The following is a 19128-nucleotide window of genomic DNA, read 5'->3' on the forward strand; positions in this document are numbered from 1 at the left end:
ACGAGGTGGTGGTGCCGGTGGAGCCGACGCTCGAACAGACGCCCAGCGATGTGGAGTTGCATCGGCGGCTGGTGTACGGGGACGAGTCCGCGCTGTGTGAGGCGTACGCGGCGTACGGGGGACTGGTCCGGCGGGTGGCCGTCCGGGTCACCCGCAGCCCGGCCGCCGCCGAGGACGTGGCGCAGGAGGTCTTCGCCCAGCTGTGGAGCAGGCCGTACGGCTTCGACGCGCGCCGCGGCTCGCTGCGCACCTGGCTGTCCATGCTCGCCCACCGGCGGGCCGTGGACTGGGTGCGCGACGAGGCCCGGCACCGCAAGGACGCCCGCGCGGACGACTCGGCGCTGCACGCCATCCCCGACGCCGCACCCGGCCCGGACGAGGCGGTGGTCGACCGCGAGCGCTCCCTGCTGCTGCACAGCGCCCTCGCCGGACTGCCGCGCCCGCAGCGGGAGGTGGTCCACCTGGCGTACTTCGCGGGCCGTACCTACCGTCAGGCCGCCGTCGAACTGGGCATACCCGAGGGCACCGCGAAGACCCGGCTGCGCTCGGCCCTGCGCAAACTGGCGGAGTCCCTCGCGGACCCACCGGACCCGGCACCGGTGAGGGGCGCGTGATGGGGGCGCACGGGGCCGTCCGGACCGCAGCGGGCCTGCGTATCGTGGATGTGGCAGGGCGAAAGGGCGGCGCGCGATGACCAACGACCACGACGGCGTACGGGAGCTGCTGGCCGCCTGGGCGATCGGCGTGCTCCCACCCGGCGACGCCACAACGGCCCCCCCGCACCTGGCCGTGTGCGAGGAGTGCGCGGCGGAGGCCGAGCGGCTCCGGGACACCGTACGACTGCTGGACGGCGCCCCCGTACCGGGCGCGGCCCCGGACAACGCGCCGGGTGCCGAGTCGGGCGGCGCCGTGAGCGGGAGCGCCGACGGGATCCTCGCGTCAGCCCTGTGCTCCCGCAGTCCCCGCATCCCCATCGCCCCGCACGCCGCCCCCTACGCCGCCGCCGTGGCCGGACTCCAGGCCCTCGTCCCCGAGCTGGACGGCCGCTGGGGCAGCCCGGTCGTCCACGACTGGGACGTGCACGCCACCGTCGCGCACCTCGTGGCCGCCGACGAGCACCTAGGCGTGCACCTCGGTGTCGACGCCCGCGTGCCCGCCTCGCACATCCCGGAGGGGGTTCCCACGGGCGAGGCCTGGGCCCGGCGCACCGCCGACGTCATCGCCCACGAGCACGCCCGCCCGCCCGGGGAGACGGTCGTCACCTGGGCCGCGCAGGCCGCCGCGCTGCTGGCCACGCCCGAGGCCCGCGACCTGGAACGCGCCGCCCGCCCCGTCTCGGTGATGGACCTCCGGCTGCCGGTCGCCGACCACTTCGTGGTCCGCGCCTTCGAGACGTGGATCCACACGGACGACATCGGCCGCGCGCTCGGCCTCGCCGTCCCCCCGCCCCCCGACGACCACCTCTCGTCCCTGATCCGCCTTGCCGTCCGCATCCTCGTCCTGGCGCTCCACGAGGCGCCCCCCGTGCTCTTCGAGGTCACCGGCCCCACCCGCGCCTCCTGGGTCCTCGGCTCCGACACCGAACCCGTACGTGCCGAACTCACCCTGGACCCGGTCGACTTCTGCCTCCTGGTGGGCGGCCGTCACACCCCGGACCAGGTACCGAGGGGGGTGTCCGGCGACGAGGGGGCGGCCCGGAACGTACTGGAGACGGCGGCGTCGCTGGCCTGGCTGTGAGGAGCGCCCCGCGGACGGGCCGGACACACGCGAGGGCCGGGTGGTCGCTCAGGGGACAGCGACCGCCCGGCCCGGTCAGGGCGACGGCGTGGTCACCGCACGGGCGTGAAGTCCCGCGCGCCGATGAACTCCGGCCGCCGTACCGGCGCCGCGAACGGCTCCACCGCGGCGTTCTCCACGCTGTTGAAGACGATGAAGACGTTGCTGCGCGGGAACGGCGTGATGTTGTCGCCGGAGCCGTGCATGCAGTTGCAGTCGAACCAGGTCGCCGAACCGGCCTTGCCCGTGAACAGCTTGATGCCGTACTCGGAGGCCATGGCCGTCAGCGCCTCGTCGGACGGGGTGCCGGCGTCCTGCATCTGCAGCGACTTCTTGTAGTTGTCCTTCGGGGTGGACCCCGCGCAGCCGAGGAACGTCCGGTGCGAGCCGGGCATGATCATCAGCCCGCCGTTGGTGTCGTAGTTCTCGGTCAGCGCGATCGAGACGGACACCGTCCGCATGTTCGGCAGCCCGTCCTCGGCGTGCCAGGTCTCGAAGTCGGAGTGCCAGTAGAACCCGGACGCACCGAAGCCCGGCTTCACGTTGATCCGTGACTGGTGGACGTAGACGTCCGAGCCGAGGATCTGCCGGGCCCGCCCGACGACCCGCTCGTCGCGCACCAGCCGGCCGAACAGCTCGCTGATCCGGTGCACCTCGAAGACCGACCGGATCTCCTGCGACTTCGGCTCGACGATCGAACGCTCGTCGGCGCGGATCGCCGGATCGGTGACGAGCCGCTCCAGCTCCTGCCGGTAGACGGCGACCTCGTCCGGTCCGATGAGCTCCTCGACGGCGAGGAAGCCGTCACGCTCGTACGACTGGAGCTCGGTGAGGGAGACCGGGCCGGGTGTGCCGGGGGAGCCCCAGACGACCGGGTCCTGGCGCGGGACCGACACCTCGGTGGCCCCTCGGCTCGGGTAGAGGTCGGGAACGGTGGTGGCAGTGGTCGTGGTCGTGGTCGTGGTCATGGTGATGTCACACCTCCTCGGGCTCGGTGAGCAGTGGGTAGACGCCGTTCTCGTCGTGGTCCTCCCGTCCGGTGACGGGCGGGTTGAAGACGCACAGGCACCGGAAGTCCTCCTTGACGCGCAGGGTGTGCCGCTCATGGCCGTCGAGGAGGTACATGGTCCCGGGCGTGATCGTGTGGCTCTGCCCGGTCTCGTGGTCGGTGAGCTCGGCCACGCCCTCGACGCACACGACGGCCTCGACGTGGTTCGCGTACCACATCGACGTCTCCGTACCGGCGTACAGAATCGTTTCGTGGAGGGAGAAGCCGACCCGCTCCTTGGCGAGGACGATGCGTTTGCTCTCCCAGGTGCCGGACGCGGCCCTGACATGCCGGTCGGTGCCTTCGATCTCCTTGAACGAACGGACGATCACGGTGTTGCGATGCCTCCTCGGTTGGGTTTACAGCTGTCTGGCCGAACGTCCGGCAGAACGGGTCTCAGATCTGCCCGAGCGGTCTCAGACGGTCTCCCGTACGGCGCGGGCGAGGACACGCAGGCCCTCGTCCAGCTCCGCGGGGGTGATGGTGAGAGCGGGCAGCAGCTTGACGACCTCGCTCTCCGGGCCGGACGTCTCGATGAGCAGCCCGAGTTCGAAGGCCCGCTGGGCGACCCGGCCCGCGCGCGCCTTCTCGTGGAACTCGATGCCCCACACCAGCCCGCGCCCCCGGTACTCCTTCACATCGGCGAGGTTCTCCTCCGTGAGGGAGATGAGGGCCTGCGCGACCTGCTCACCGCGCTCCCGGGTCTGCTTCTCCATGGCGGAGCCGTCCGCCCAGTACGCCTCCAGCGCCGCCGTCGCCGTCACGAAGGCCGGGTTGTTGCCGCGGAACGTGCCGTTGTGCTCGCCCGGCTCCCAGATGTCGAACTCCGGCTTGAACAGGCACAGCGCCATCGGCAGCCCGTAGCCGCTGATGGACTTGGAGACGGTGACGATGTCGGGCGTGATGCCCGCCTCCTCGAAGGAGAAGAACGCGCCGGTCCGGCCGCAGCCCATCTGGATGTCGTCGACGATGAGCAGCATGTCCTGCCGCTCGCACAGCTCGGCGAGCGCGCGCAGCCACTCCGGGCGGGCGACATTGATGCCGCCCTCGCCCTGGACGCTCTCCACGATCACGGCGGCGGGCTTGTTCAGCCCGGACCCCTGGTCCTCCAGGAGACGCTCGAACCACAGGAAGTCGGGGACCTGCCCCTCGAAGTAGTTGTCGAACGGCATCGGTGTCCCGTGCACCAGCGGGATGCCCGCCCCGGCGCGCTTGAAGGCGTTGCCGGTGACGGCGAGCGACCCGAGCGACATGCCGTGGAAGGCGTTGGTGAACGACACGATGGCCTCGCGCCCCTTCACCTTCCGGGCCAGCTTCAGCGCCGACTCGACCGCGTTGGTGCCGGTCGGACCCGGGAACATGACCTTGTACGGCAGGTCGCGCGGTCGCAGCACCAGGTTCTGGAAGGACTCCAGGAACGCCCGCTTGGCGGTCGTCGACATGTCGAGCCCGTGGGTGACGCCGTCCCGCTCCAGGTAGTCGATGAGGGCGCGTTTGAGCACGGGGTTGTTGTGGCCGTAGTTGAGTGAACCGGCGCCGGCGAAGAAGTCCAGGTACGCGTGGCCGTCCTCGTCGTACATGCGGCTGCCCTGCGCGCGGTCGAAGACGGTGGGCCAGCCGCGGCAGTAGCTGCGCACCTCGGACTCCAGGGTCTCGAAGACGCTCAGGTCGGGCTGGGTGATGGTCACGTCGAATCGCTCCTCGATGCGTGGGTGAGGGAGGAAGGGGTGCGGGCGACAGCCGCCCTCAGGGGCGACCGCCCTCAGGGGGACAGCGGGCCGATGCGGTGGAGCACCTCGGGCTGGTGCGGGCCGTCCGGGAAGTCCTCCGCCTCGAACAGGACCGTGCGGTCGACGCTCGCGCCATGACGTTCGGCGAACGTGGCGAACAGGCGTTCGGATGCGGTGTTGCCCGGCGTGATGGTGGTCTCGACGGTGGTGAGGGGGCGTACTCCCGCCACCCGCGCGGTGAGCCCGTCCAGCAGCGCGCCCGCCAGGCCGAGCCCCCGGTGCGCCTCGTCGACGGCGACCTGCCACACGAGCAGGGTGTCCGGCCGCTCCGGACGCACGTACCCGGTCACGAACCCGACCGGTTCCCCCGCCTCGTTCCGCGCCACCGCCGAGGTGTCCGCGAAGTCCCGGCACCACAGCAGATAGCTGTACGAGGAGTTCAGGTCCAGGGCTCCGGAGTCCCGGGCGATACGCCACAGCGCCGCGCCGTCCGCCACGTCCGGGCGGTCGATCCGGATCCCTTCCGCGATTTCCGTCAGTGGGTGCGCGTGCGATTCCAGGGGTGAGGTGTGCAGGTCTGCTTGTGCGGCAGTCATACGGCTTGAATTTACCGAGGGGAATTTCGAATTGCATCACTGCACGGGGTTACGGATGGGTCGCTCATGTGTTATCACGCGGGCGTGAGTGGGGCCGGAAGGCCTGGTCGATCTGGTGCGATTTGCCCGGAAAATACCACAGAAAAGGGGTACATTGTGGAGTCGGTCACACCTGCGTAACGTTCGCGAGACCTGCTCGAATCACGCCCTCGGTGTTCGTTGGATCTTTATGTTTGGGGACGGGGAGAGCGGGCAGAAGGGCACGGGGTTCTACTCTCTTAATTCCACTGGATTTCTGTCGGAAATATGGGCCCGCATTTCCCTCGGGGAGAGGTCTGTCACTCCCAGGCCTCCGCCGCCGCCCGACGCGCCGCCCCGGGTCGACACCGGCCCCCGATTCCGCCGGCGCCGCCCCCGGCCCCGCGTGGCCGGACCGCACGGTTCCCGGGGTCGCGTCGGGGCCGTATGGTTCACCCGGACCATTTCCCTCGCGAGGGCGCCGCAGCCCCGCGGCCAGCGGCAGGGCCGGGTCCGTGGCCAGCGCCTTCGCGACCGGCTCCGACGCGTCGAACCCGCGGGCACTCGGAGGGTCGTGCGACCGGCGCGGCATCGGGGCCGCCTCGTGGACGTACTGCTCCGGGCCTCCGCCCAGGGCGAGTGTCCCCGCGCGGGTCGCCGCAGCGGCGGACGCGTGCCGGGACGAGAAGGTCTGCCCGTACGGTCCGGTGATCACGTTCAGCGCGGTCGTGGCGGGCCCGGCGGCGGAGAAAAAACTAAGGTGCACCCATGAGCGACCACGCGGTGCTGCACATAAGGGGCCGTGTCCTCGTCGGCCCCGAGGACGTCCGTGACGAACTGTGGGTGGTGGACGGCCGGGTGACGTACGACCGCCCCACCGGCCTCCAGGACGTCCGCACCGTGGAGGGCTGGGCCCTCCCCGGCCTCGTGGACGCCCACTGCCACGTCGGCCTCGGCGCCCACGGCCCGGTCGACCAGGACGTCGCCGAGAAGCAGGCGCTGACCGACCGCGAGGCCGGCGCCCTGCTCATCCGGGACGCCGGCTCGCCCTCGGACACCCGCTGGATAGACGACCGCGACGACCTCCCGCACATCATCCGGGCCGGCCGCCACATCGCCCGCACCCGCCGCTACATCCGTGACTTCGCCCACGAGATCGAGCCGGAGGAGCTGGTCGCGTACGTCGCCCAGGAGGCCCGGCGGGGCGACGGCTGGGTCAAGCTGGTCGGCGACTGGATCGACCGCGACCTCGGTGACCTGGCCGCGTGCTGGCCGCGCGAGGCGGTGGAGGCGGCGATCGCGGAGGCGCACCTGCTGGGGGCCCGGGTGACCGCCCACTGTTTCGCGGAGGACTCCCTGCGGGACCTGGTCGAGGCGGGCATCGACTGCGTCGAACACGCGACAGGGCTGACCGATGACCTGATCCCGCTGTTCGCCGCGCGGGGCGTCGCCATCGTTCCCACCCTCGTCAACATCGCCACCTTCCCGGACATGGCGGACGGCGGCGAGGCGAAGTTCCCGCGCTGGTCGGCTCATATGCGCCGACTCCACGAGCGGCGCTACGACACCGTGCGCTCCGCATACGACGCGGGCATTCCGGTGTACGTCGGCACCGACGCCGGCGGCTCCCTCGCCCACGGCCTCGTCGCGAGCGAGGTCGCCGAACTGGTCACCGCCGGCATCCCCGCGATCGAGGCCCTGTCGGCGACCACCTGGGGTGCCAGGCAGTGGCTGGGCCGCCCCGGCCTCGACGAGGGTGCCCCCGCCGACCTCGTCGTGTACGACGAGGACCCCCGCGCCGACGTACGCGTGCTGGCGGCACCGCGACGGGTGGTCCTGAACGGGCGCGTCGTCGGCTAGTGCCGCGACAGGCGACGTCCGCCCCGTCGCGACGCCCGGCACGCCCTCGCGCCCGCGCAGGCCGTAAGCCCGAGTACGTCCAGCACGAGGGCGTCCGCCCGGCACGCCCAGCGCACGCACCGGACACCGCAGTCAACGGCTTTCTCTGTCAGGGCCGTTGACTGCCGAATGAAAGCGTTTTAACTTCCCCTGGACTCGACTTCGAGGTCTGAGGGGGACCTGTGGCGGCCTTGCTCCGGGAACGTGCAGGTACGGAGGAAATCGACACGGGCCGACGCCGGACGAGAAGCGCGCCACCATCACGAAAGCGCTTCCAATCTCGGGCCCTCCTGCTGCTCATGCTCCCCGGTCTCGCCTACTTCCTGCTGTTCCACTACGGCGCGCTGGCCGGCAACCTCATCGCCTTCAAGGAGTACGTGCCCTTCGACGGCATCTGGGCCAGCCCCTGGGTCGGCACGGGCAACTTCCAGCGGATGTTCGAGGACGGTGCGTTCTGGGCGGCGGTCCTCAACACCCTCTGGATCGCGGTCCTCCAGCTCGTCTTCTACTTCCCGGTGCCGCTTGGGCTCGCCCTGCTCCTGCACACCCTCACCTGGAGCAGCGTCCGCCGCCTCGTGCAGTCGGTGGCGTATCTGCCGCACTTCATCTCATGGGTGATCGTCGTCGCCCTGTTCCAACAGGTCCTCGGCGACACCGGACTGCTCAACTCCTCGCTGGACGGCATGGGGTTGAGCACCGTCGACATCATCGGCAACCCCGACGCCTTCCGGCCGCTCACCGTCGCCCAGGTCATCTGGAAGGACGCCGGCTGGGGCACGATCATCTTCCTCGCCGCCCTCGCCCAGGTCGACGAGCAGCAGTACGAGGCCGCCGCGATCGACGGGGCGGGCCCCTGGCGGCGCTTCTGGCACGTCACCCTGCCCGCCATCCGCCCGGTGATCGTGCTGCTGCTCATCATGCGGCTCGGTGACATCCTCTCCGTCGGCTTCGAGCAGATACTGCTCCAGCGCGACGCGGTCGGCCCGCAGACCGCCGAGATCATCGACACCTTCGTCTACTACCAGGGCATCGTCGGCGGCGACTACGGATTCGCCGCCGCCGCGGGCCTGTTCAAGGGCGTCATCGGCGCGCTGCTCGTGTACGCCGCCAACAAGCTCGCCCACCGCCTCGGCGAACAGGGGGTCTACAAGTGAGTGCCCAGGTCCGTCCAGGGTGGCTGGAGAAGCCGAAACCGGTGACACAGGCCGCCAAGGCCCTCGCCCTCGGTGCCGTCGTCCTCCTGGTCTGCGTGCCGTTCCTCGTCATCGTCTCGACCTCGCTCGCCTCCACCGACGAGGTCGTCGCGAACGGCGGCTGGGTGCTCTGGCCCACCGAGCCCAACCTGGACGCGTACCGCGACATCCTCGACGGCGGCATCGTCACGCACGCCCTCGGCGTCAGCGCCGGGGTCACGCTCGTGGGCACGCTGCTCAGCCTCGCCTGCACCGTGACGCTCGCCTACGCGCTCTCCCGCCCCGGCGTCCTCGGCGGCAGGCCCGTGCTGCTGCTGATCCTGTTCACCTTCCTCTTCCCGCCCGGCATGATCCCGAGTTTCCTGCTGGTCAAGGAGCTGGGCCTGCTGGACAGTTACGCCTCGCTGGTCCTGCCGGTCCTGGTGAACGTCTTCAACCTCGTCGTCCTGCGCGGCTTCTTCCAGAACATTCCCGAGGAGCTGTACGAGGCCGCGCGGCTCGACGGGGCGGGCGACTGGCGGGTGCTGTTCTCGGTCGTACTGCCGCTGTCCAAGGCCGCGTTGGCCGTCGTCGGACTGTTCTACGCGGTGGCGTACTGGAACTCCTGGTTCTACGCCTCGCTGTACCTGGAGAGCGAGCACTGGCCCCTCCAGCAGGTGCTGCGCACCTATGTGGTGGCCGGCTCCGGGCTCACCGACGCGACGACCGGCGAGGCCACCGTCACCGCGCCGCAGACCGTGCAGATGGCGGTCCTCGTGATCGCCACCGTACCGATCCTGCTCGTCTATCCCTTCCTGCAGAAGTACTTCACCAAGGGCGTGCTCACCGGCGCCATCAAGAGCTGACACACGAGCTGACACACGAGGTGATTCACCCATGGCCCGCATGTCCCGCCGTACCCTGCTCGGATCCATGGCCGCCGTCGCGGTCCCGGGTGCGCTGACCGCCTGCTCCACGGGCTCCGGCGACAGCGACGTCTCCAGCGCCGGCAAGAAGCTCGCCCCCTGGCCCGCGTACAAGCCCGCCGGCGGTCCCAAGCCGGACCTCGCGCCCACCGAGGCCGGCGTCCAGGCGGGCTACACCGCCTACCCCGCCGACCTGGCCAAGTCGGTCTCCCGCACACCGGGCGACGGCTCCACGGTCAAGGTCATGTCCGTGTCGTTCGGTACGCCACCCAAGCCCGCCTCCGCCAACCGTCTCTGGACGGCGGTCGAGAACGCCCTCGGGGTGAAGATCGAGTACACGATCATCTCCCAGGCCGACTACCAGAAGAAGATGGCGACGGTGATGGCGGGCGACGCCGACACCCTGCCGGACATCATCAACATCTTCTCCGGGTTCGTCCTGCCCCGCGAACCCGAGTTCGTGCGGCGACGCGCCGAGGACCTCACCCCGTTCCTCTCGGGGGACGCGATCGCCGCATACCCGAACCTCGCGAACATCCCCACCCACGCCTGGCGCGACATGGGCCGCATCGGCGGTCTCCTCTACGGCATCCCCCTGGAGCGCCCGCTGCCCGGCTCCACGCTCTGGCTCAACGAGGGCATGTTCACCGACGCGGGCATGACGCAGGGCTGGACGGCCGACGACTTCGCCGCCGTCGCCCGGCGGGCCACCGGCGGTCGCACCTACGCCCTCGGCGCCGCGGCCGGCTCCCTCTTCGGCAACGCCGTCCACGCCGCCGCGCACAACGCGCCCCTGGAGTGGACCGTCACCAAGGACGGCACCTTCGAGTCCGGCTGGGCCGACGAACGCTTCAAGGCGGCCATCGCCTTCCAGGCGCGGCTGCGCGAGGACGGCTCGTACCACCCCGACGCCACGTCCGTCTCCCAGATCGATCTGACCACCCTCTACTACAACGGCACGGTCGGCTCCATGCAGGACGGCTTCGGCGCGTACCTCCCCAAGTACCGGGAGAGCCGAGGCAAGCTGACCCCGGCGGCGGCCCTCCCGTACAGCGTCGGCGGTGAACCCGGCGGGATCGTCGCCGCCCGCCGCTCCTTCGGCTACACCGTGCTGAAGAAGGCGAAGAAGGAACGGATCGAGATGCTGCTGCGCATCCTGGACTACCTCGCCGCGCCCTTCGGCAGCGAGGAGTGGGAGCTGGTCCACTACGGCGTCGAGGGCACCCACTTCACCCGCGGTGAGGACGGCTCCCCGCAGGCCACCAAGCTCGGTGAGGTCGAGAACAACACCAACCTGCCGCTGAAGTACCTCGCCGAAGGCCCCCAGGTGCTGTTCGTGCCGGGCATGCCGGACGCCGTACGGGCCCTGCACGCCTGGCAGCGGAAGACCGTGCCGCACGCCATCCGCAACGCCTCCTTCGGGCTCCAGTCAGCTACGAAGAACTCCCGGGGCGCCACGCTCAAGGCCCTCATCGAGGACACGCTCACCGGTGTCGTCGCCGGGCGCCTCCCCCTCTCCGAGTGGGACGCGACCGTGAGGAAGTGGCGCGAGCGGGGCGGCGACAGAATGGCCGATGAGTTCGCGAAGGACCACGCGGCCAACACGTGACCGGTGGCCGGCGGCAGCGGAACAGGGAGACGCGGGGGATGAGGAACGACATGGCACCCGAGGAGTCGGCACCCGAGGATGCGGCGTCCGAGGAGGCGGTGCTGGAGGAGACGGCGGTCAAGCGGACGGCATCCAGGGAGGCGGCGCCCAAGGAGACGGAGCCGAAGGGTCGGGTCACGATCCGTGAGGTCGCCGAGCGGGCGGGGGTGTCGATGGCCACCGCCTCCCGCGCCCTCAGCGGCAACCACCCGGTGCCCGCCGCCACCCGGGCCCGCGTCCTGCGCGCCGCCCGCGAACTCGACTACGTCGCCAACGCGCACGCCCGCGCCCTGGCCGGCGGCGGCCGGAAGATGGCCGCCGTCGTCGTCCGCCAGGTCACCAGCCCCTTCTACGCCCAGGTCGCCGAGGGCGTGGAGGCCGAGGCCGCCGACCGGGGCTGGCTCTGCGTGGTCGGCGCCACCGGCGGCGATCCGCAGCGCGAGATGGACTTCGTCCGGCTCATGCGGGAGGAGGGGGCACGCCTGGTGATCCTCGTCGGCGGGGTCGTCGAGGACGACGCGTATCGCGAGCGTGTCGCCCAGTACGCGCAGGCCCTGGACGCGTCCGGCGCCCGGCTGGTGCTGTGCGGCCGTCCGGCGCCGGGGCCCGGGATCCCGGCGCTCGTGGTGGAGTTCGACAACGAGGCCGGGGCGCGGGCCGTCACCGGCCACCTGCTGTCGGCGGGCCATCGGCGGATCGTCTTCCTCGGCGGCCTGCCCGGCAACACCGCGCTCGACGCCCGCGTCGCCGGCTACCGGGCCGCGCTCGCCGAACACGGGCTGCCGCCGACGGCGGCTCAGATCGTCGACTGCGGCCTCGGGCGGGCGGCCGGACTACGGGCGATGACCGAACTCCTCAAGGAGACGCGGGAGTTCACGGCGGTGTTCGCCGGGGACGACATGGTCGCCGCGGGAGCGCTCCGAGCGATCGCCGACGCGGGTCTGCGGGTCCCCGAGGACATGTCGGTCGTCGGGTACAACGACATCCCGCTGGCCGAGGACTTCAACCCGCCGCTGACCACCGTCCGTACGCCCGCCGAGGAACTCGGCCGCGCCGCCGTGCGGATCGCTCTGCGCGACCCCGAGCACGCGGCCGGGACCCACCACCTGCTGGGCACACACATCGTCGTGCGCCGCAGTGTCGCCCCGCCGGGGGCTCCGCCGGCCGGGCCGTAGGCCGACCACGGGTGATGTGTGGCTGGTCGCGCGGTTTCCCGCGCCCCTCGGGGCGCGCTGTGGCGAACCCGCGCGATCCGTCCGACGAACCTCGTCCGACAGAGGGAGGATCCACCCCCGCATGACCGCGCCGCACATGTCGCTCCCCGAGGATCTGACCCACCTCCCCCCGAGCGACCACTGCCTCTCACCGCTCACCGGCTGGACCCGTGCCCACTGGGAGGCCGTCGCCGACCGGCTGCTCGACGGGCTGGTGCCGTACGCGTCGCCGGGGCTCGCCCAGTACCGGCTGCCCGGCCGGGCCAGTCACTCCGGCCCGCTGTCCGACGGGCTGGAGGGGTTCGCCCGCTCCTTCCTGCTCGCCGCCTTCCGGATCGCGGGCTCGGGCGGGCGGGTCGGCCCCGCCCTGATCGAGCGGTACGCGGCCGGACTCGCCGCCGGGACCGACCCGTACGGCGAGGAACGCTGGCCGCCCGTCACGGACCGGGCGCAGCCCATGGTGGAGGCCGCCTCGGTCGCCATCGCCCTGCACGAGTCCCGGCCGTGGCTGTGGGACCACCTCGACGACGCCGTACGCGGCCGGGTGGCCGACTGGCTGGGCGGCTTCGTCGGGGCGGACGTCAACGACTCCAACTGGCGGCTCTTCCAGGTGATCGCCGAGGAGTTCCTCGCCTCGGCCGGCGCCCCGTACAGCCGCGCCGAGATCGACGCGGGGCTCGCCCGGCTGGAGGACTGGTACCGGGGCGGCGGCTGGTACACCGACGGCGACGGACGGAAGTTCGACTACTACAACGGCTGGGCGCTGCACCTGTACCCGGTGCTGTGGGCGCGGATCGCGGGGCCCCGGGCGGACGCGGAGCTGGTGGCCCGGCATCGTGGGCGGCTGCGCGAGTTCCTCGCCACCCACCAGCACTTCTACGGTGCCGACGGGGCACCGGTGCACCAGGGCCGCTCGCTCACCTACCGCTTCGCGACCACCGCCCCGCTGTGGGCGGGCGCCCTGGCCGACGCCACACCCCTGCCGCCCGGCCGTACCCGCCGACTCGCCTCCGGCGCACTGAGACACTTCGCGGAACGGGGCGCGCCCGACGAGCGGGGCCTGCTCACGCTGGGCTGGTACCGGCCCTTCCTCCCCGCCACCCAGCGCTACTCGGGCCCCGCCTCCCCGTACTGGGCCGCCAAAGCCTTCCTCGGCCTCCTCCTGCCCGAGAGCCACCCCGTGTGGACCGCCCCGGAGGAGCCGGCGCCCGTGGACACGGCCGACACCACGCTGGCCCTGCCCGGCCCCGGCTGGCTGCTCCACTCCACCGCCGCCGACGGACTCGTACGCCTCGTCAACCACGGCAGCGACCGACTGCCGCCCCCGCCCGCCACCGCCGCCGACAGCCCGCACTACGCCCGGCTCGCGTACTCCAGCGCGACGGCACCGGAGACCCCGGCCACCCCCGGGTCCGGCCCCGACAACCACCTCGCCCTGCTCGCACCCGACGGCACGCCCTCCCCCCGTGGCCGCATCCGCCCCCTGGGCGTCCGGGGCCGCCGCGCCGCGTCCCGGTACGGCGACGGCATCGACACGGTCAGTGTGGTGCACGGCCCGTGGGAGATCAGGGTCCACCGCGTCGACGTCCCGCCGGGCACACCCGTACGGGAAGGGGGCTGGCCCGTGGCCGACGACGCCGAACCGCCCGGGGGCGCGGCCGGCCCCGACTGGGCGCGGACGCGCCGGACGGACGGTCTGACCAGCGCGCTCGTGGGCCTGCACGGCTGGGGCGACGGGCACGGAGCCGTGGTGCGAGGCGCGGGCACCAACGCGTACGGGCACCATTCGGCTACGCCCGTACTCGAAGGACGCGCGGGACGCGATGGGAGCGCGCTGCTCCTCGTCACCCTCGTCATGCTCAGCGGTGACCCGCACACCCCGCACACCGGGGCGAGCGCGACGGTCGACGCCGACGGAAACGTGGGCATCCGCTTTCCGGACGGCACCCTGGAGGGGGTCCGCTGGGACGAACTTCCGTACTCGTCAGGGCTCCTGAGGCTCCCTTAGGGGCAGGGGCCTAAGGGGCGATCACGTCCGGGGCGGACCGCCGGAGCTCTCCCCTCAGCGGTCCGCCAGCGTCACCGCCCGGTCCAGTGCCTGGAGGAAGCCGTTGACGGTGGTCCGGTCGCGGACCGCCAGGCGCAGCCACTCCTCGTCCAGCCCGGGGAAGGTGTCGCCGCGCCGCACGGCGAAGCCGAGGGTGCGCAGATGCCGGCGCACGGCCGCCGCGCGGGGCAGCCGGACCAGTACGAACGGGCCCTCGGCGGGCTCGGCCACGACCAGGCCGTCGGGAGCGAACTCCCTGAGTCCGGCGACCAGATGGGCCCGGTCGGCGGCGATACGGCCGGCCGCGGCGGACGCCTCCGCCAGGGCCCGGTCGGACACGCAGGCCTCGGCCGCCGCCAGGGCGGGCGTGGACACCGGCCACAGGGGCTGGGCACGCTCCAGCGCGGCGATCGTCCCGGGGGCGGCGAGGACGTACCCGATGCGCAGACCGGCCAGCCCCCACGTCTTGGTGAGGCTGCGCAGGACGACGAGGCCGGGCACGTCCGTCCGGTCCGCCAGCGCCTCGCGCTCGCCCGGCACCGCGTCCATGAACGCCTCGTCGACCACCAGCGTCCGCCCCGGCCGGGCCAGTCGGGCGATGGAGGCCGCCGGGTGCAGGACCGACGTCGGGTTGGTCGGATTGCCGATGACGACGAGGTCCGCGTCCTCCGGCACGGCCGCCGGGTCCAGCCGGAAACCGTCCGACTCCCTCAGCAGAACCCGGTCCACGGTGTGCCCGGCGTCCCGCAGCGCGGCCTCGGGCTCCGTGAACTGCGGATGCACGACCACGGGTCGACGGGCCCGCAGGGCGCGCGCGAGCAGCACGAAGGCCTCGGCGGCCCCCGCCGTGAGCAGCACCCGGTCCGCCGGCAGTCCGTGCCGGGCGGCGACCGCGGCTCGGGCATCGCGCCCGTCGGGGTAGGCGGCCAGCCCGGTCAACGACCCGGCGATCCGCTCCCGCAACCAGGCGGGCGGTGTGCCGGCCCGGACGTTCACGGCGAGGTCGATGAGCCGCACCCCGTCGTCCCGCACCTCGGCGTCGCCGTGATGCCGCAGGTCGTGCCCGCTCCCGGTGGTGGATTCAGTGTGCATGAAAATGCGCGTGTCCCCAGTGGTGAGGGTGGTGCCCAAGGCCATGGTGGTGCCCGTCGCCGTCCGGGTGGGCGTGCGGCTGTCGCGGCAGCCCCGCGGTGCCCCCGACGCCGGGCGCGGTGCTGTCGTGGACGGCGGGGTCGCGGGAGTCGCGGTTCATACGCGGACCGCCCTCCACGGCCTCCCGGTACCGCTCCACGACCAGATCGAGCAACTCCGGCTCCGGTCCGATGACATCGGCCGACCGTACCTCGATCTCCGGACGCGCGGCAGCCCACCCCTCGGTCTGCTGCCGCACCCGGTCCGGCAGGACGCCGCCGAGCGGGAGGTACGGCAGCACGACGATCCGCCGGGCGCCCAGCCTCACGCACCGGTCGAGGCCGCTCGGCACGTCCGGCGCCGCCGACGACACGAACGCCGTCTCCACCCCCGCGTAACCGCGCCCCTCCCACAGCAGCCGGGCCGCCCGGTGCACCTCCGCGTTGGTCTCCGGGTCGGTGGACCCACGCCCCACGAGCAGCACGGTCACCTCGGCCCGGTCGCCCGGCGTACGCCCCGTGACCGACCCCAGTGCCTCGTCCAGCCGCCGCTCCAGGACGCTCAGCAGCGCCGGGTGCGGGCCCAGCGGACGGCCGCAGGTGTACGAGCTCTCCGGGTGCCGCTCCAACTCGCGGGCCAGCTCCGCCAGGACCTCCCCCTCAGCGCGCCCGGCGGGCCCCAGTGCCAGCGGGACGACGGCGAACCGCCGCACCCCCCTCTCCACCAGCTCACTCACGGCCCCGTCCAGCGGTGGCGGGGCCGCCTCGGCGAAGCCGCCCACGATCGGTAGTCCGGGGTGGCGGCGTCCGAGCTCCCGTACGACATCGCGGAACGCCTCGGCCCCGGCCTCGTCCCGGGTGCCATGACCGGCGGCGACGAGCAGGGCGGGCGGCGGGGTGGTCACGATTGCTCCTCGGAAACGGAAACGGAAACGGGATCGGGACGGGGGTGGGAATCGGGATCGAGGTCGGGATCGGAAAGCGAGTGGTGCGGGAAGAAACCCGGCACGGCGCCACCGAGCGCTCCGCGATCTCCCGGATCGCCGTGGGGCCCACCGTCACGACGATCATCATGCCGACCGCCCCCGGAACGAACGAAACCAGGGTCGCCCGTCGGCTCGCCCCGGTCGGACGCGAGGCATCCTGTCCGACGCTGGCCGACGCGGAGGCCCGCCTCCGCCGGGCCTCCGGCACCAGCGTCCGATCCCGGCCCGGCCGGCCGCCGGGCGACCGCGCACGTCACCCTCGCCGGCCGGCCGTCGGCCCGCGTCGACTTCCGCTTGGGGACGAGGAGTTCACCGCCGTGCACGAGCGCGGAGGCCTCGGCCACGGAAGGGGTGCCCAGGGCCGCGAGGGGGGCCTCGGAGGGATGGGGGACCTCGACCCGGGCCAGCGTGCCGGCCGGATACCCCGCCACCGGCACGCCCAGCCGCTCCGCCGCCGCGAGAATGCCGGGCTCGCCGGCCTTGGCATCCACGGTGGCGAGTTCGGCGAGGGACGCGGGGGAGAGGCCGGCGTCGCCCAGGGCGGCCTTGATCAAGGAGACGATCTCGTCCGCCGAGGCCCCCTTGGACACGCCCACACCCACGACGAGACAGGGCCCTTCGGGGCCACCCCGGACCGCGCCGACGCCCGGCGCACGTCGGCCGGTCACGTGAACCACCGGCCCGGCCGCCCCCGCGCGCCGCCCTCGCGGACGGCGTACCGCCCGCCCTGCGGCCCAGCACTGCGGGGCGCCGCGCGCGGGAACGCCCGCCGATCCGATAGCAAGGTCCCATGGCGGTCTTCGTAGCGCTCGGCGCGTTCCTGATGACGCTGGTCGGCGGCTGGACGGCACAACGCGTGACGGACCGCCGTCACCTGGTGCTGGGCCTGGCCGGCGGCCTGATGCTGGGCGTGGTCGGCCTCGACCTGCTGCCGGAGGCACTGGAGGCCGCCGGGGAGGAGGTCTTCGGCGTACCGGCCGCGCTGCTGCTGTTCGTCGCCGGGTTCCTCGTGGCCCACCTGGTGGAACGCCTGCTGGCCGCACGGCAGGCGGCGCACGGCGCGGAGGAACACAACGGCCGTACGCCCCAGGTGGGCCTGACGGCCGCCGCGGCGATGGTCGGACACAGCGCCATGGACGGCATCGCCATCGGCGCGGCCTTCCAGATCGACCAGGGCATGGGCGTCGCGGTCGCGGTCGCGGTGATCGCCCACGACTTCGCGGACGGCTTCAACACCTACACGCTCACCCGCGTGTACGGCAACGCCCGCCGCCGTGCGCTCGCGATGCTGTTCGCGGACGCGGCGGCCCCGGTGGCCGGCGCGGCCTCCACCCTCCTGTTCACGATCCCCGAGCAGCCTCTCGGCTGCTACCTCGGCTTCTTCGGCGGCGCACTGCTCTACCTCGCCGCCGCCGAGATCCTGCCCGAGGCCCACCACGAACACCCGGCCCGCTCCACCCTGCTGTGCACGATCGCCGGGGCGGCCTTCATCTGGCTGGTGGTGGGCGTGGCGGAGTGACCGCAAGCCCCCGGCGCCGGTCACCGCCACCCCGCCGCGTCCGCCGCTCATGGCGTCCGGCACCTCTCCACGAAGCGGCGGGCGACACCGGGCTCCGCCGCCCAGTGGGTGTGCAGATAACTCGCGTGCACGCCTCGCCGCACGAACCCCTCGACCCGTGGCTGCGGGGACCGTATCCCCCAGGCGGGGGCCGGACCGGCCGCCGGCTCGACGACGGTCCGGTGGAATTCGTGCGCCCGCATCCGGGTCCCGGCGGGCGCGAGCGCGCTGTCGCCGACGGCCACGGCGTCGCGGTAGCCGAGGGTCAGCCGCTGGTCCATCCGGGCCGTCGCGTCGAGCACCCCGCACATGGGCCGCCCGTCCAACTCCCGGCAGAGATAGAGCAGACCGGCACACTCGGCGGCCACCGGAGCCCCGCCGAACGCCAGCTCGGCGACCGCCTTGCGCAGCGGCTCGTTGGCCGACAGCTCGGCGGCGTACATCTCGGGGAACCCGCCGCCGATCACCAGCCCGCTCGTCCCGTCGGGCAGGCGCTCGTCGTTCAGGGGATCGAAGACGACGACCTCGGCACCGGCGGCGGCCAGCAGTTCCGTGTGCTCGGCATAGGAGAAGGTGAACGCGGGCCCGCCGGCCACGGCGACCACCTCCCGTTTCCCCGTGGCGACGACGGGCGGCTCCCACGCCGTACCCGACAACGCCCCGGCACTCCGGGCGAGCGCGACCAGCGCCTCCAGATCGCACCCGGCCCGCACCTGCGCGGCCATCGCCGCCACGGCCTCCACCGCCGCCGCCCGCCGTTCGGCGACCGGCACCAACCCCAGATGCCGGGACGGCGTGTCCACCTGAGGAGCCCGCCGCAGCACCCCGAGCACGGGCACACCCGTCGACTCCAGGGCCTCCCGCAGCAACTCCTCGTGCCGGTCCGACGCGACCTTGTTGAGGATCACGCCCCCCATCCGCACCCCGGGGTCCCAGGAGGCGAACCCGTGCACCAGCGCCGCCACCGACCGTGACTGCGACGAGGCGTCCACGACCAGCACCACCGGCGCCCGCAGCAACTTCGCCACATGAGCGGTGGACGCCAGCTCCCCCTGCCCCGAGGCCCCGTCGTACAGGCCCATCACACCCTCGACGACGGCGATGTCGCAGCCGCGCGCCCCGTGCGCGAAGAGCGGCGCGACCGCCTGGGGGCCGCACAGGTACGCGTCGAGGTTGCGCCCCACGCGCCCGCTCGCGAGCGCGTGGTACCCGGGGTCGATGTAGTCCGGCCCCACCTTGTGCGGGGACACGGCGAGCCCCCGCTCGGTGAGCGCGGCCATCAACCCCGTGGCCACGGTGGTCTTGCCGCTGCGCGAGGAGGGCGCGGCGATGACCAGCCGGGGGACGGACGGCAGGAGGGCGGACGGGGAGGAGGTCACG

At 72.8% G+C, this 19128-nt stretch carries 16 protein-coding genes and 2 pseudogenes; 9 read left to right on the forward strand and 9 right to left on the reverse strand.

The features are described from left to right. Positions 1-5: 5 nt before the first annotated feature. Together WBG99_RS28110 and WBG99_RS28115 are read left to right on the forward strand one after the other, a co-directional pair. Entirely contained in the window at positions 6-614 is a 609-nt protein-coding gene (locus WBG99_RS28110) for a sigma-70 family RNA polymerase sigma factor (RefSeq protein WP_338898979.1), read from the forward strand. Positions 615-690: 76 nt separating this feature from the next. After that, on the forward strand, positions 691-1737 hold the full coding sequence (locus tag WBG99_RS28115; RefSeq protein WP_338898980.1) for a maleylpyruvate isomerase family mycothiol-dependent enzyme: 1047 nt from the start codon (positions 691-693) through the stop codon (positions 1735-1737). Between the two features lie 92 nt (positions 1738-1829). On the opposite strand, the gene thpD is transcribed toward WBG99_RS28115, so the two are convergent. The 5 genes and pseudogenes from thpD to WBG99_RS28140 all read right to left on the reverse strand — a co-directional run. After that, entirely contained in the window at positions 1830-2744 is a 915-nt protein-coding gene (gene thpD, locus WBG99_RS28120; protein ID WP_338898981.1) for an ectoine hydroxylase, read from the reverse strand. A gap of 7 nt (positions 2745-2751) precedes the next feature. Beyond that, positions 2752-3156, reverse strand: coding sequence for an ectoine synthase (locus WBG99_RS28125; protein ID WP_338898982.1), 405 nt, complete (start codon positions 3154-3156; stop codon positions 2752-2754). An 84-nt stretch (positions 3157-3240) separates the two neighbouring features. Then, positions 3241-4512, reverse strand: a complete 1272-nt coding sequence (ectB, locus tag WBG99_RS28130) for a diaminobutyrate--2-oxoglutarate transaminase (RefSeq protein WP_338898983.1) — start codon at positions 4510-4512, stop codon at positions 3241-3243. Between the two features lie 74 nt (positions 4513-4586). Further along, positions 4587-5150: a diaminobutyrate acetyltransferase gene (ectA, locus tag WBG99_RS28135; RefSeq protein WP_338898984.1), complete on the reverse strand. Its 564-nt coding sequence runs from the start codon at positions 5148-5150 to the stop codon at positions 4587-4589. Between the two features lie 338 nt (positions 5151-5488). Beyond that, a pseudogene (locus tag WBG99_RS28140) lies at positions 5489-5850 on the reverse strand (alanine--glyoxylate aminotransferase family protein); the annotation flags it as partial. A gap of 86 nt (positions 5851-5936) precedes the next feature. Here WBG99_RS28140 and WBG99_RS28145 point away from each other — a divergent pair. The 6 genes from WBG99_RS28145 to WBG99_RS28170 all read left to right on the forward strand — a co-directional run bounded on the left by WBG99_RS28145 (position 5937) and on the right by WBG99_RS28170 (position 14035). Next, complete coding sequence (locus tag WBG99_RS28145; RefSeq protein WP_338898985.1) at positions 5937-7028, forward strand: amidohydrolase family protein; 1092 nt, start codon at positions 5937-5939, stop codon at positions 7026-7028. 338 nt (positions 7029-7366) lie between these two features. Then, on the forward strand, positions 7367-8221 hold the full coding sequence (locus WBG99_RS28150; protein ID WP_338898986.1) for an ABC transporter permease subunit: 855 nt from the start codon (positions 7367-7369) through the stop codon (positions 8219-8221). Continuing rightward, entirely contained in the window at positions 8218-9105 is an 888-nt protein-coding gene (locus WBG99_RS28155; RefSeq protein WP_338898987.1) for a carbohydrate ABC transporter permease, read from the forward strand. The genes WBG99_RS28150 and WBG99_RS28155 overlap by 4 nt, the downstream gene beginning before the upstream one ends. A gap of 31 nt (positions 9106-9136) precedes the next feature. Then, the gene (locus tag WBG99_RS28160; RefSeq protein ID WP_338898988.1) at positions 9137-10774 is read left to right on the forward strand and encodes a sugar ABC transporter substrate-binding protein; all 1638 of its coding nucleotides are present in this window, start codon (positions 9137-9139) and stop codon (positions 10772-10774) included. Between the two features lie 38 nt (positions 10775-10812). After that, complete coding sequence (locus WBG99_RS28165; protein WP_338898989.1) at positions 10813-11988, forward strand: LacI family DNA-binding transcriptional regulator; 1176 nt, start codon at positions 10813-10815, stop codon at positions 11986-11988. Between the two features lie 121 nt (positions 11989-12109). Then, positions 12110-14035 carry a DUF2264 domain-containing protein gene (locus WBG99_RS28170; protein WP_338898990.1) on the forward strand — a complete coding sequence of 642 codons (1926 nt, stop codon included), beginning with the start codon at positions 12110-12112 and terminating at the stop codon, positions 14033-14035. Positions 14036-14089: 54 nt separating this feature from the next. Here the strand turns inward: WBG99_RS28170 and cobC are convergent, their stop codons facing one another. The 3 genes and pseudogenes from cobC to WBG99_RS28185 form a co-directional block, all read right to left on the reverse strand. Continuing rightward, positions 14090-15166, reverse strand: coding sequence for an Rv2231c family pyridoxal phosphate-dependent protein CobC (cobC, locus tag WBG99_RS28175; protein WP_338898991.1), 1077 nt, complete (start codon positions 15164-15166; stop codon positions 14090-14092). Then, positions 15156-16109 carry a sirohydrochlorin chelatase gene (locus WBG99_RS28180; RefSeq protein ID WP_338898992.1) on the reverse strand — a complete coding sequence of 318 codons (954 nt, stop codon included), beginning with the start codon at positions 16107-16109 and terminating at the stop codon, positions 15156-15158. The genes cobC and WBG99_RS28180 overlap by 11 nt, the downstream gene beginning before the upstream one ends. 311 nt (positions 16110-16420) lie before the next feature. Then, positions 16421-16804 (reverse strand): annotated as a pseudogene (locus WBG99_RS28185) (cobalamin biosynthesis protein); the annotation flags it as partial. A 176-nt stretch (positions 16805-16980) separates the two neighbouring features. Here WBG99_RS28185 and WBG99_RS28190 point away from each other — a divergent pair. After that, complete coding sequence (locus WBG99_RS28190; protein WP_338898993.1) at positions 16981-17709, forward strand: ZIP family metal transporter; 729 nt, start codon at positions 16981-16983, stop codon at positions 17707-17709. Between the two features lie 47 nt (positions 17710-17756). Here the strand turns inward: WBG99_RS28190 and WBG99_RS28195 are convergent, their stop codons facing one another. Then, positions 17757-19127 carry a cobyrinate a,c-diamide synthase gene (locus WBG99_RS28195; protein ID WP_338898994.1) on the reverse strand — a complete coding sequence of 457 codons (1371 nt, stop codon included), beginning with the start codon at positions 19125-19127 and terminating at the stop codon, positions 17757-17759. Between the last annotated feature and the right edge of the window lies 1 nt (position 19128).

The sequence above is a fragment of the Streptomyces sp. TG1A-60 genome (assembly GCF_037201975.1).
Classification (GTDB): domain Bacteria; phylum Actinomycetota; class Actinomycetes; order Streptomycetales; family Streptomycetaceae; genus Streptomyces.

Coding starts and splice junctions, on each gene's coding strand:
- WBG99_RS28115 (WP_338898980.1), top strand. CDS start 691: ATGACCAACGACCACGACGGCGTACGGGAGCTGCTGGCCGCCTGGGCG.
- thpD (WP_338898981.1), bottom strand. CDS start 2,744: ATGACCACGACCACGACCACGACCACTGCCACCACCGTTCCCGACCTC.
- ectA (WP_338898984.1), bottom strand. CDS start 5,150: ATGACTGCCGCACAAGCAGACCTGCACACCTCACCCCTGGAATCGCAC.
- WBG99_RS28145 (WP_338898985.1), top strand. CDS start 5,937: ATGAGCGACCACGCGGTGCTGCACATAAGGGGCCGTGTCCTCGTCGGC.
- WBG99_RS28150 (WP_338898986.1), top strand. CDS start 7,367: ATGCTCCCCGGTCTCGCCTACTTCCTGCTGTTCCACTACGGCGCGCTG.
- WBG99_RS28160 (WP_338898988.1), top strand. CDS start 9,137: ATGGCCCGCATGTCCCGCCGTACCCTGCTCGGATCCATGGCCGCCGTC.
- WBG99_RS28165 (WP_338898989.1), top strand. CDS start 10,813: ATGAGGAACGACATGGCACCCGAGGAGTCGGCACCCGAGGATGCGGCG.
- WBG99_RS28170 (WP_338898990.1), top strand. CDS start 12,110: ATGACCGCGCCGCACATGTCGCTCCCCGAGGATCTGACCCACCTCCCC.
- cobC (WP_338898991.1), bottom strand. CDS start 15,166: ATGCACACTGAATCCACCACCGGGAGCGGGCACGACCTGCGGCATCAC.
- WBG99_RS28190 (WP_338898993.1), top strand. CDS start 16,981: ATGGCGGTCTTCGTAGCGCTCGGCGCGTTCCTGATGACGCTGGTCGGC.